Below are 12,432 nucleotides of genomic sequence, written 5' to 3'. Positions count from 1 at the left end.
CGATACCGGCATTCGACGCCGGTCGATTCCAGGGAGGCTCCGATGTCGTTGCGCGCCGAACTCGTCGGGGGATCTGCGGGCATGCCTGCCTTCGCCGTCCTGCTGCCGGCCGGGTGGGAGGCGACGGACGCCTCCTTCACCTCGATGCGACCGCGTCTCGACGCGATGCTAGATCGCTTCCCGGTCGCGAATCGCGCCATGATGCGCGCCCGGGTCGACGAGATGATGCAGGCCGCAGGCGCCGAGGCCTCGCGTGCTGAGATCGTTCGCGTGTTCGCGCCCGCGGGGGCCGACCCTGAGGACTTCGTGCCGGTGAGCCTCGTCGCTTCCTGGCTTCGCGCGCCCGTCGGTGGGTTGCTGCAGGATGTCGGGAGCGGCCTGATCGCGAACCGCGGTGCGACCCCACTCGACCCCTCCGGCACGATCCTGCGCTGGCAGATGGACGCGAAGAGCGCGGTCGAGGGGGGAGAGGTCGATGTCGCAGGTGTCGGATACCTGATCCCGGTGCCCGGGCACCCGGCCGTCGGACTGATGTTCCGCTCGCAGATCCTGCGCGGCGCCGCGGGAGCGCAGGTTCCCGACGAGGGTCTGCGGGCGATCTCGCTGCTGTGCGACGGCATCGTGGCCAGCGTGAGGTGGCGTCGTGGCTGAGCTGACGATGCGGGCCGATCCTGATATCTGGCAGACCGTTCCGGGGCCGGACGAGGTCGCCGCCTGGTACGAGCGGCAGGTCGCCACGGCGCCCGAGGCTGCGCGGGAAGCGGTGGCGACGGCATCCGCGCTGGCGATCGGTGCACGCGTCGACACCGATCTGAGCGCGGTTCTCCTGCTGTGCGACCCGGCCGCTGAGCTGTACGCGATGCTCGGTATCGCGGCTCTCGACGGCGTCCCCGCTCCCGCGAGCGGCGAGGGTGCGGTCGGCATCGCCGAGGCGCTCGTGCCGAGTCCGTGGCCAGGGGAATCGCTGTCGTTCGATCTTGATGGCGTCGCCGGTTGGCGGGTGACCCTCCTCGATGAGCAGGGCTCCCTCGGCGACGAGACCATCGCGCTGCCCCAGACGGTGTCGACGGTGTACGTGGCGGAGGTGCGCGGGCGCTGTGTCGTGGCCGCTCTGTCGTCGCTCACGCCCCTCGCCGCGGCCGTGGCCCAGGGGCTGGCCGAGCAGGTGGTGGCGACGTTCGATGTCGCAGAAGGAGATGAGCATGTCGGCTGAACGGACCTCGGCCCGTCCCACGCAGCGCGAGCTCCTCGACGCCGCGACGGCGGAGATGAACGCCTTCGAGAGCATCGGTCGCAAGGACCTTGCTCTCGAGGCCTGGCATTCCGCCCGAGAGGCGGCCGAGAAGGCGCGGAAGGATTGCTGGGCGTGGTTGCGGGCTCAGTACGGTGCGCGGAACCCGCACTGGGGATGGGCTTCGTTCGTCCTGCTCGGCGCGGCGCTGTGCGCGGCTGCGGCGGCCGTGCTCACCAGCGGGTTCCGATTCGACCCCGCAGAGACGGCGGCGGCCGCGACAGCGCTCGCTGCGGTCGCCGCATTCGGTGACCTCATCGTCATCCTCGCGAGTCGATTCCGTCCGATGAGTCGGGGAGCGTTTCGCTCGCAGGTGATCGTCACGGTCGCCCTTGTCGCTGCCGCCGCGTTCCAGGTCTCTCACGGTCTGTCGACTGCTCCCGCGGTGATCGGTGCTGCGGTGATCGGGGCCGGAGCACTCATCGCCTACTTCGCCGCGCGTGCGGCCGATCCCGAAGGCGCCGAAGAGATCGACACCGCCATCAACGTGGCGCTCGCGCGCATGCGTCCAGAGGTCGCGGCGATCGGCGAGCGGATGCAGGCGGATCTCACCGATCGATTGAGCGAGCCGGAGCGTGCGGCGATCACAGGGGCCCGCGGTCAGCTGCCGGCCGGGGCGCCGGTCGACGAAACGACACCGGCGGGCGGCGTGATCATCACCGTGATCCTGGGGACCTGGATACCCGAGGTGCTCCGAGAATCGGATGCCTGAGGGGCTCACCGAGCAGGTCGCGCATACGCGCTCGAATCTGCCGACCAATCGCGCGCACATCGATGCGAAAGAGGTCGAGCGCGCGGTCTTCGGCGTCGTCGGGCACAGGGACCTCGCACTCCGGATCTGGGCGGACGCGAATGAGGCGGCCGTCGAAGCCTGGCGCGAGTGCCGACGTCGGATGAGGCGGGAGTACGGCGCCCGGAGTCCGCATGGCGGCTGGACGGTCCCGGTGCTGTTCGTCGCACTCCTCGCGGGAGCTGTGTCCGCCGCGGTCGCCAGCGGGTTCCGCAGCGAACCAGCCAAGACGGAGGTGCTGCTCGCGGTGCTCGTGGGCTTCTCTGCGCTGGCGGATCTCGTCGTCCTCGTCGTCGCCGGGTGGCGCCCGCGCGCGCATCGTTGCACTGCGGGCGGCGGTGCTCGCCGATCTCGCCGCTGACGGGATCGTCTTCGAGCCCGTGCCCGCGGCGACGCCGGCTGGCGGGGTGATGATCTCGGCGCTCATGGAGCACTGGCATCCGTACTCGCGGCAGAAAGCATGATCGCGTTCTGAATGTATACGGCATGGGGTAATTCTCGGACCACAACCCCCTGATGGGCGCCATTGTGTATACACTGAGGGGATGACCCTTCCCGTCGAGCGCACCACGGCCGGCGATCGTGCCTACGCGGCGCTGCTCGACGGCATCCAGTCCGGAGCGCTCGCCGCCGGCACCGTGCTGGGCGAGGTGGAGCAGGCCGAGCGGCTCGGCGTCAGCCGCACGCCGATGCGCGAGGCGCTGCGCCGACTCGCAGCCGACGGACTCGTCGTGCAGCAGTCGCCGCGCGTCACCGTCGTGGCGGGACTGGATGCCGACGACATCCGCGCCCTGTTCGAGATCCGCCGCGCATTGGAGGAGACCTCCGCGCGTCTCGCCGCCTCCCGCGGCGACGCCGCTCTGTTCGCGGCGCTCGCCGAGGAGTTCGCGCACGTCGACCTGACGGCTGACGCGGGGCGCGACGCGTACTACGCCCTGATCGCGCGCTTCGACGCGGCCCTCGATGAGGCCGTGGCCAACGACTACATCGCCTCGGCTCTGCGCACCGTGCGCACGCACCTCGTACGGGTGCGGCGCATGGCGCGCGACAAGCCCGACCGGCTCGCCGCATCCGCCTCCGAGCACCGCACGATCGCCCAGGCGCTCGCCGCCCGCGACGGCGACCTCGCCGCCCACGCCACGCACGTGCACCTGCACAACGCGCTCACCGGCATCCTCGACTCCCTGACAGCCAACCCCGAAGGTGTGAAATGACCGTCACGCATCACGTCCGCGTCCACCGCAGCGAAGAGAACCTCGCACGCTCCGAGCAGCTCGCCTGGAAGATCGCCGAGGTCGCCGCCGACCAGGTCGAGGTCGAGCAGCCCGTGGTCGACATGATCATCAACCGCATCATCGATAACGCCGCGGTGGCGGCGGCGTCTCTCACCCGCGGCCCGATCAACGCGGCGCGTGCGCAGGCGTTCAGCCACCCGGTCTCGACGGGCGGCGTGGGCGCGAACCTGTACGGTGCCGCTCTCGACCACCGCACCAGCCCCGAGTGGGCGGCCTGGGCCAACGGTGTGGCCGTGCGTGAGCTCGACTACCACGACACGTTCCTGGCGGCGGAGTACTCGCACCCCGGCGACAACATCCCGCCGATCCTGGCGGTCGCGCAGCACACCGGCAAGGACGGCCGTGCGCTGGTCCGCGGCATCGCGACGGGCTACGAGATCCAGATGGACCTGGTGCGTGCGATCTGCCTGCACAAGCACAAGATCGATCATGTCGCGCACCTCGGCCCGTCGGCCGCCGCCGGTATCGGCACCCTGCTCGGCCTCGACGTCGAGACGATCTACCAGGCCGTCGGCCAGGCGCTGCACACGACCACGGCGACCAGGCAGAGCCGCAAGGGCGAGATCTCCACCTGGAAGGCGCACGCCCCCGCCTTCGCCGGCAAGATGGCCGTCGAAGCGGTCGACAGGGCGATGCGCGGACAGACCAGCCCCGCTCCGATCTACGAGGGCGAAGACGGCGTGATCGCCTGGATGCTCGACGGCAAGGATGCCGCGTACGAGGTGCCGCTGCCTGCGCCGGGCGAGCCCAAGCGGGCGATCCTGGACTCCTACACGAAGGAGCACTCGGCCGAGTACCAGGCGCAGGCGTGGATCGACCTGGCCCGCAAGCTCGGCACCGAGAACCCTGCGCTGCGCGACCCCGCGAACATCGCACAGGTCGTGCTGCACACCAGCCACCACACGCACTACGTGATCGGCTCGGGCGCCAACGACCCGCAGAAGTACGACCCCACGGCGTCGCGCGAGACGCTCGATCACTCGATCCCGTACATCTTCGCGGTCGCGCTGCAGGACGGCGGGTGGCACCACGTCGACTCCTACGCCCCTGAGCGTGCGGCGCGGCCCGACACGGTCGCGCTGTGGCACAAGATCACCACGGCGGAGGATGCCGAGTGGACCCGCCGATACCACTCCGAGGACCCTGACGTGAAGGCGTTCGGCGGTCGGGTGGAGTTCCGCCTCACCGACGGCTCGACCGTGGTCGACGAGATCGCGGTGGCGGACGCACATCCGCTCGGCGCCCGGCCGTTCGCCCGCGAGAACTACATCGCGAAGTTCCGTCTGCTGGCGGAGCCGGTGCTGGAGCCGGCCGAGATCGAGCGGTTCCTCGCGCTCGTGCAGCGTCTGCCGGAGCTCACGGCCGCGGAGGTCGGCGAGCTGTCCATCGTCGCGAAGCCCGGGCTGCTCGAGGCCGCCCCGGCGCCGTCCGGGCTGTTCTGATGCGGGCGCGGATCGGGGAGCTGTTCACAACTCCTCAAAGATCGGCGTGCAGCGCGCATGATCCGCGTGATCTCGTCGTCGCTCTCCTCGTAGGCAATGATTCTTGCGGAGTTGTGAACCGAGCCGCACCGAGAGGAGAGAACTGATGCTGTACTCCACCACCACCCCGGCCGAGAAGCGGCGGCTGTTCCGGGAGCGGCTCGCGAGCGGCGAGCTGCTGCGCTTCCCCGGGGCGTTCAATCCGCTGAGCGCCCGCCTCATCGAGCAGAAGGGCTTCGACGGCGTCTACATCTCCGGCGCCGTGCTCGCCGCCGACCTCGGGCTCCCCGACATCGGCCTCACGACCCTGACCGAGGTCGCCGGTCGAGCCAAGCAGATCGCCCGCATGACCGACCTGCCCGCGATCGTCGATGCCGACACCGGCTTCGGCGAACCGATGAACGTCGCGCGCACGATCCAGGAGCTCGAGGATGCGGGCCTCGCCGGCATGCACATCGAGGACCAGGTCAACCCCAAGCGCTGCGGGCACCTCGACGGCAAGAGCGTGGTCGACGAGGACACGGCGGTCAAGCGCATCCGTGCCGCCGCCGACGCGCGCCGCGACGAGAACTTCCTGCTGATGGCGCGCACCGACATCCGGGCCGTGGAGGGACTTGACGCCGCGATCGACCGTGCCAAGGCGCTGGTGGATGCCGGGGCCGACGCGATCTTCCCTGAGGCCATGCGCACGCTCGACGAGTTCGAGGTCATGGCGAACGCGCTGGACGTGCCGATCCTGGCGAACATGACGGAGTTCGGCAAGAGCGAGCTCTTCTCGAGCGCGCAGCTGCAGAGCGCCGGGGTGCGGATCGTGATCTGGCCCGTGTCGCTGCTGCGCATCGCGATGGGCGCGGCGGGCCGTGCTCTCGATACGCTGAACGACGAGGGGCATCTGACCTCGAAGCTCGGCGAGATGCAGCACCGCGCCGATCTCTACGACCTCATCGACTACGAGTCGTACAACCACTTCGACTCCGGGGTCTTCAACTTCACACTCGAGCGGTAACCCACGAAGGAGTGACATGACCGAGCCGGACATCAAGAAGGGCCTCGCGGGCGTCGTCGTCGACACGACGGCGATCTCGAAGGTCAACCCCGAGACGAACAGCCTGCTCTACCGCGGCTACCCCGTGCAGGAGCTGGCGGCGACGCAGTCCTTCGAGGCCGTGGCGTACCTGCTGTGGCACGGCGAGCTGCCCACACGCGAAGAGCTGGCCGCGTTCCGGCTGACCGAGCGGCAGCACCGCGCCCTCTCGCCCGCGGTCAAGGACGCGATCGACCGGCTGCCCCTGGACTCGCATCCGATGGACGAGGTGCGCACCGCGGTGAGCGTGATCGGCGCGATCGAGACCGCGGGCATCGCCAATGTGCTCGATGCCGTCGGCACGCCGGAGCAGAACCAGGAGCGCAGCCTCACGCTGTTCGCCGCGCTCCCCGCGATCGTGTCGTACGGGCAGCGGCGTCGCCGGGGACTCGCCCCCGTCGAGCCGCGCGACGACCTCGACTACGCCGCGAACTTCCTCTGGCTCACGTTCGGCGAGGAGCCGGACCCGGTGGTGGTCGACGCGTTCAACCGCTCGATGATCCTCTACGCGGAGCACTCCTTCAACGCCTCCACGTTCACGGCCCGCGTGATCACGTCGACTCTCAGCGACCTGTACTCGGCGGTCGTCGGTGCGATCGGCGCGCTCAAGGGGCCGCTGCACGGAGGCGCGAACGAGGCCGTCATGCACATCTTCGACGAGATCGGCACGGCCGACCAGGTCGAGGGCTGGCTCGATGCCGCGCTCGCCGAGAAGCGCAAGATCATGGGGTTCGGCCACCGCGTGTACAAGCGCGGCGACTCACGGGTGCCGACCATGAAGGCTGCGCTGGACTCGCTCATCGCGCACTACGACAGGCCGGAGGTGGGCGAGCTGTACGACAAGCTCGAGAGCGAGTTCGTCGGGCGCAAGGGCATCTACCCGAACCTGGACTACCCCTCGGGCCCGGCGTACAACCTGATCGGCTTCGACACGCTCACCTTCACCCCGCTGTTCGTTGCCGCACGCATCACCGGATGGACCGCGCACATCGTCGAACAGCAGGCGTCGAACGCGCTGATCCGTCCGCTGTCGCTGTACGACGGTCCGGACGAGCGGCACATCGACGAGTACGAGCCCGACACCTCGGCGATCGAGGTGCTCGAACGTCCGGAGGAAGCTGCCGGCTGACACGGTTCGCCCGGGGTTGTGAAGCCCCGAGACCCATCATCGGCACCGAGACCCACCCCCGCCGACGTCGGCGGGGGTGGGTCTCGGCGTCGTCGGTGGGTCTCGGCGATCTCGGTGGATGCCGGCGTCGGTGGATGCCGGCGATCTCGGTGGATGCCGGCCGGGCAGGAGGGTCGCGCTCACAGGGCTTGTGTTTACAACGTCGTAAATTTGCCTTGACATCGGAATATTGGCGCGACATGCTGTCAGGCAGCGGTATTACGACGTTGTAAACCTGCTCTTCTCGCGGCGTCGTGATCTCGCGAAGGACCGGCTCCCCAGGGCACGGTCCGCACCGTGTGCGGTTCTGCGCGCGGATGACACGAGAGGAATCAAAGGTGATGAGAACTCGAACGAGTGCCTCCCCCCGCGGCGGTCGCAGCCGCTGGGTCGCACTGCTGGCGGCGACGGCGGTGGGGGCCGGCTCGCTGCTGGCCGCGCAGCCCGCTGCGGCTGCCGATACCCCGGCGGATCCATGGATATCCCAACCCGCCGACGGTCTCTACCGGTTCACGGTGCCGGACTCGGTGGTGCGCAGCCAGGTCGGCAGCGCGCCGGCATCGCTGGCGGTGGAGGGCAACTTCGGCCCTGGCCATAGCTGGTCCCAGCTGAACCTCGGCCTCAGCGGCGGTTCCTGGACCGCCACGATCGGGCCGCTCGAGCCCGGACAGTACTCCTTCCAGTACAAGGCGACGATCGCGGGCACCGAACAGCTCGTCACGTTCCGCAACCCGGCCACCGAGCAGCCGGTCACCGCGAAGCCGTCGTACAACACGTTCTTCGTCGGAGGAGCATCGGCGGCATGGCAGGCGGACGTCCCCGCGGGCGGCGAGCTGCACACGCTGACCTACGACAGCGCCACCGCCGGCGAGGAGCGCTCCGCCCAGGTGTGGACGCCTCCGAGCTACGACGCGAACCGCGCCGACGAGTACCCGGTGCTCTACCTGCTGCAGGATGCCGGCCAGGCGTACAGCGAGTGGACCGAGCTCGGGCGCGCCGCTCAGATCCTCGACAACCTCGCGGTCGAAGGCGCCATGGAGCCGATGGTCGTCGTGATGGGCGACGGCAACTCGACCGATGTGCGCTCCGAGGTGCTCGACGGTCTGCTGCCTGCGGCGCGCGAGGAGTTCCACATCTCGGATGACGCCGCGGACCAGGCCATCGCCGGCATCGGCCGCGGCGCTTCGCAGGCGCTGAACCTCATGGTCACCGACCCCGGGGAGTTCTCGAAGGTCGGGTCCTTCTCGGGGAACCTGGTCAGCAGCATCAGCGCGGCTAAGGCCACCCAGATCAATGAGGGCACCGACCTGATCCGGCTCTATGTCGGCAACACCACCGACCGGTCCTACAACCAGAACGTCGCCCTGACCGCCAAGCTCGACGCCGCCGGCGTGGAGTATGAGTTCGACGGGGTCAACCCGAGCTACGGCGGCATCTGGGAGACCTGGCGGGAGTCGCTGCACGACTTCGCCTCCCGGCTCTTCCACGATGTCGACGACCCCGGGATGAGCGAAGGGCACCGCGCCCTGAACGGCGCGCACTCGCTCCCCGCGACCGGCACCACGCCCACCCCCTGGGTCGACGAGCACGGCGTCGTGACCTTCGAGACCGGCACGGAGTTCAGTGCCGCGAAGAACGTCACGATCTGGGCGAACTGGGCACCGGCCGGCAACTGGCTCCGCATTCCGATGGAGAAGGTCGGCGACCGCTGGCGCCTCACCCTCGGGCCGCTCGAGGGCGGCTCGTACTACTACAAGTTCGTCGTGGATCGCGTGGACCACAAGGATGCGGGGAACCCGACCGTGGTCACCTCGGAGTCCAAGTGGAGCACGTTCTTCGTGGCGGGAAGCGGCGTACGCGGCGAGTTCACCGGCGACGTGGCGCCGGAGCTGCGCGGCGCGGTCGAGACCATGGACTACCCGACCCTCGCCGGTGCGCAGGATCGCTCGGCCTACGTCTGGACCCCGCCGGGATACGACCCCGACCGCGAAGAGCCGTACCCGGTGTTCTTCCTCCAGCATGGCGGCGGGCAGACCTGGAGCGACTGGATCCAGGTCGGACGCGCCGCGCAGATCCTCGACAACCACTACGCCAAGGGCACCATCCGTCCGATGGTCGTCGTGATGGCGAACGGCAACGGCGTCGATTATCCGAAGGAGATCCTGCAGAACATCGTTCCGGCCACCGAGGCGGCGTACAACGTCAGCTCCGATCCGGCGCAGCGCGCACTGGCCGGTCTCTCGATGGGCTCGGGTCACGCGCTGAGCACGCTCTACGCGCACCCCGGAGAGTTCGCGTACATCGGTGCCTTCTCGGCATTCAGCGCCCCGCCGGCCAGCGCCGACGTCGACGCGATCAACGCCGGCACGAAGCTCCTGGCCGTCTACACCGGTGACATCCAGGACTTCACGTACCAGAACACGATGTCGCTCATCAGTGCGCTCGAGGCCCGTGGCATCACGCACGAGTTCCACGCGCCGATCCCCGGGCCGCACAGCTGGGACGTCTGGCAGAAGGCGTTGATCGACTTCGCGCCGAAGCTGTTCGCCGCTGACACGGCATCCGGTATCCCCGTGACCGCAGCGATCGCCGAGGGGGAGAACGGCGTGCTCGCGATGACCGTCGCGGAGTTCGGCGCCGGGATCGCCCTGTCCGCTCCGCAGAACGTGGGTGACCGGCTCCGGTTCACCGGTGAGCTGCCGGAGGTCGCAGTGACGGACTCCCGCACGGCGCAGCAGGCGGGCCTGGGCGGATGGACCGTCGCGGCTCAGGCGCAGCCGTTCACCTCTGGGGGCCAGACCATCCAGGCCGATCACCTCGGCTGGGTGCCGAAGGTGCTCACGCCGCGTGCCGGCCTCGCGGCCGGAGACGCGTTGGCGACCGCACTCGACGGCGGTTCGGGCCTCTCGACCGCCGGTGAGCTGGCGAGTGCCTCCACCGAGGGGCGCTTCGGGTCCGCGAAGCTCGGGGCCGGTCTGCAGCTGGAGGTGCCGGTCGACACGCAGCCGGGGTCGTACTCCAGCGTTCTGTCCATCTCGCTGTTCCCGGTCGACTGACCCGGAACCTCACCCCGTGCGGCCGGTCGATCCGTCGGCCGGCCGCACGACGGCTTGGAGCACCATGAACCTGCATCCCCTCTCGCTGCTGGGCGCGACCGCACTGGCGCTGTTGCTCGCTATCGGGCATCCGGCCGCTGCGGGCGCGCATCCCCTGCCCGTTCCCGCCGAAGCCGACCCAGCTCCCGATCCCGCCGCGGGAATCACCTGGGCGCTGCAACCGGCCGTCGATGGCGCGCCGGACGGGCGGGTGTCCCTGCGGCACCGGGTCGATCCCGGCGCGTCGGTGGAGGAGAGCCTCGCGCTGTCGAACTTCAGCGCCCAGCCTGCGACCTTCGCGGTCTATGCGAGCGACGGAACGGTCGGCGGCGATGGCAGCTTCGACCTCATCCCCGCCGGCCAGGAGTCGACGGGCGGTGGCGCGTGGGTGGCGCTCGGCGCCGTCGATGGCGCGGCGCCGCGCGACGACGGCGGCTTCGCCGTGAGCGTTCCCGCGGGGGAGAGCGTCGTCTTCCCCGTGCACATCGAGGTCCCCGCGGATGCCGCTCCGGGCGACCATCCGGCGGGAATCGTCGCCGAGCTGCTGCCGGATGCCGCCTCGGAGGTGCAGCTCGCCTCGCGCGTCGGCGTGCGGGTGCATCTGCGGGTGTCCGGCGACATCGTGGCGGGAGTGCGTCCCGATGGGGTGCAGGCGACGTACGAGCCCTCGTGGAATCCCTTCGCCCCCGGAACGCTGGTGGTGCGCTACGACCTGGCCAACACGGGCAACGTGCGGCTGGGGGCCGAGACGGTGGTCGGGACGGCGGGGCCGTTCGGTCTGCTGTCAGACGAGTCGCCTGCGCTCGCGCAGCGGGAGCTGCTGCCGGGCCAGTCGAGCCCCGCAGAGGTCAGGGTCCCGGTGTGGCCGCTGTTCCTCGCGGACGGTCGGGTCATCGCGTCCCCGGCCGCGGTCGGAGACGATGAGATCGAGGGCGCGCTCGCGGCGTCGGAGGAGGCGTTCACCGTGTGGACCGTGCCGTGGGCACAGCTGGCGCTGATCGTGCTCGTCGTCGGAGGCGTGCTGCTGTTCCGGCGCCTCCGCACCCGCTCGGCGGCGCGCGTGCAGGCGCGGATCGACGAGGCCGTCGCAGCCGCGCAGGGCGCTGATCGCGCCTGAGCGACGACGGCACCGGACGCGACGTGGAGGAGGGTCAGCGGCGGTTCCCGGGGAAACCGGTGGACTCGCGGCGCACGATGCGGAAGTCGGGCGTGATGGTGCGTGGGGGGCGGCGCACGCCCTTCTCCTCGATGCGTTCGATCAGCAGGTCGACGGCGGCGACGGCGATCTGCTCGCGACCGACGTCGACGCTCGACAGCGACGGCACCGAGAAGTGCGCCTCGTCGGTGTTGTCGAATCCGATCACGGCGACGTCTTCCGGAACGCGCAGGCCGGCTTCGCCGAGTGCGCGCAGCGCGCCCAGACCCATGGTGTCGTTCAGCGCGAAGACGGCGTCGAACGCGACGCCCTCTTCGATGAGCTGCCGAGTGGTGTCGGCACCCGCGGCATGGTTCCAGTGGATGCTGGGGCGGATGAGGCGTGGATCGATCGGGATGCCCGCCTGATCGAGTGCTTCGAGATACCCGTCCAGACGCAGGCTCGCCGAGCTGACCTCGGCGCCGCGCTGCTCTTCTGCCCCGATGATCGCGATGCGCCGGCGGCCGGTGTCGATGAGGTGCTCGACGGCTGCGCGCGCCGAAGTCGTGTTGTGCATGGCGACATGGTCGGTGGGGCCGTTGAAGATCCGCTCGCCGAGCAGCACCAGCGGGAAGTCGGTGCCGAGCGCGTCGGCGTCGCTCTGCCCGAGCGCGGACGGGCTGAAGACCAGTCCGTCGGTCAGGCGCAGTCGCCCTCCGCTGACGGCCTGGAGTTCCCGGGTGCGCTCGCCGCTGGTCTGCTCGACCACGACGCCGAGGCCCCGCACATCAGCGGCGCGGATGACCGCATCCGCCAGCTCGGCGAAGTAGTTCTCCCGGAGCGCCGGCACCGCGAGGCCGATCACCCCGGTCTTGCCGGAGCGGAGCCCGCGGGCCGAGAGGTTGGGGCGGTAGTCGAGCTCATCGATCGCGGCCTGTACGCGCTCGCGGGTGTCCGGCCGCACGTGCGGGAAGTCGTTGATCACGTTCGACACGGTCTTGATCGACACGCCGGCGAGGCGCGCGACGTCGTGCATCGTCGAACCCATGATCCCGCCCATCGCAGTTCGCACCGCCGCTGCGGCACATTCCCC

General features: G+C 70.0%; 11 protein-coding genes. 10 read left to right on the top strand and 1 reads right to left on the bottom strand.

What is annotated here, in order from left to right; all coding sequences use genetic code 11:
- Positions 1–42 precede the first annotated feature (42 nt).
- From KZC51_RS00560 to KZC51_RS00515, 10 genes are all read left to right on the top strand, one after another.
- On the top strand, positions 43–651 hold the full coding sequence (locus tag KZC51_RS00560) for a hypothetical protein (protein ID WP_247628075.1): 609 nt from the start codon (positions 43–45) through the stop codon (positions 649–651).
- The gene (locus KZC51_RS00555) at positions 644–1,213 is read left to right on the top strand and encodes a hypothetical protein (RefSeq protein ID WP_247628074.1); all 570 of its coding nucleotides are present in this window, start codon (positions 644–646) and stop codon (positions 1,211–1,213) included. The genes KZC51_RS00560 and KZC51_RS00555 overlap by 8 nt, the downstream gene beginning before the upstream one ends.
- On the top strand, positions 1,203–2,003 hold the full coding sequence (locus tag KZC51_RS00550; RefSeq protein ID WP_247628073.1) for a hypothetical protein: 801 nt from the start codon (positions 1,203–1,205) through the stop codon (positions 2,001–2,003). The genes KZC51_RS00555 and KZC51_RS00550 overlap by 11 nt, the downstream gene beginning before the upstream one ends.
- Positions 1,996–2,442: a hypothetical protein gene (locus KZC51_RS00545; protein WP_247628072.1), complete on the top strand. Its 447-nt coding sequence runs from the start codon at positions 1,996–1,998 to the stop codon at positions 2,440–2,442. Before KZC51_RS00550 ends, KZC51_RS00545 begins: the two co-directional genes overlap by 8 nt.
- Positions 2,443–2,626: 184 nt before the next feature.
- Positions 2,627–3,295 carry a GntR family transcriptional regulator gene (locus KZC51_RS00540; RefSeq protein ID WP_247628071.1) on the top strand — a complete coding sequence of 223 codons (669 nt, stop codon included), beginning with the start codon at positions 2,627–2,629 and terminating at the stop codon, positions 3,293–3,295.
- A complete protein-coding gene (locus KZC51_RS00535; RefSeq protein WP_247628070.1) occupies positions 3,292–4,818 on the top strand; it encodes an MmgE/PrpD family protein in 1,527 nt (508 codons plus the stop codon). Before KZC51_RS00540 ends, KZC51_RS00535 begins: the two co-directional genes overlap by 4 nt.
- 145 nt (positions 4,819–4,963) lie before the next feature.
- Entirely contained in the window at positions 4,964–5,863 is a 900-nt protein-coding gene (prpB, locus tag KZC51_RS00530) for a methylisocitrate lyase (protein ID WP_247628069.1), read from the top strand.
- A 16-nt stretch (positions 5,864–5,879) separates the two neighbouring features.
- Positions 5,880–7,070, top strand: coding sequence for a bifunctional 2-methylcitrate synthase/citrate synthase (locus KZC51_RS00525; RefSeq protein ID WP_247628068.1), 1,191 nt, complete (start codon positions 5,880–5,882; stop codon positions 7,068–7,070).
- Positions 7,071–7,450: 380 nt separating this feature from the next.
- Complete coding sequence (locus tag KZC51_RS00520) at positions 7,451–10,165, top strand: alpha/beta hydrolase-fold protein (protein ID WP_247630563.1); 2,715 nt, start codon at positions 7,451–7,453, stop codon at positions 10,163–10,165.
- Between the two features lie 64 nt (positions 10,166–10,229).
- Positions 10,230–11,321 carry a COG1470 family protein gene (locus tag KZC51_RS00515; RefSeq protein ID WP_247628067.1) on the top strand — a complete coding sequence of 364 codons (1,092 nt, stop codon included), beginning with the start codon at positions 10,230–10,232 and terminating at the stop codon, positions 11,319–11,321.
- 34 nt (positions 11,322–11,355) lie between these two features.
- On the opposite strand, the gene KZC51_RS00510 is transcribed toward KZC51_RS00515, so the two are convergent.
- Positions 11,356–12,387, bottom strand: a complete 1,032-nt coding sequence (locus KZC51_RS00510; protein WP_247628066.1) for a LacI family DNA-binding transcriptional regulator — start codon at positions 12,385–12,387, stop codon at positions 11,356–11,358.
- Between the last annotated feature and the right edge of the window lie 45 nt (positions 12,388–12,432).

The sequence above is a fragment of the Microbacterium croceum genome (assembly GCF_023091245.1).
Lineage (GTDB): Bacteria > Actinomycetota > Actinomycetes > Actinomycetales > Microbacteriaceae > Microbacterium > Microbacterium croceum.
The sequence above is the reverse complement of the archived record's forward strand: the minus strand, read 5'-3'. Positions and strand labels throughout refer to the sequence as shown.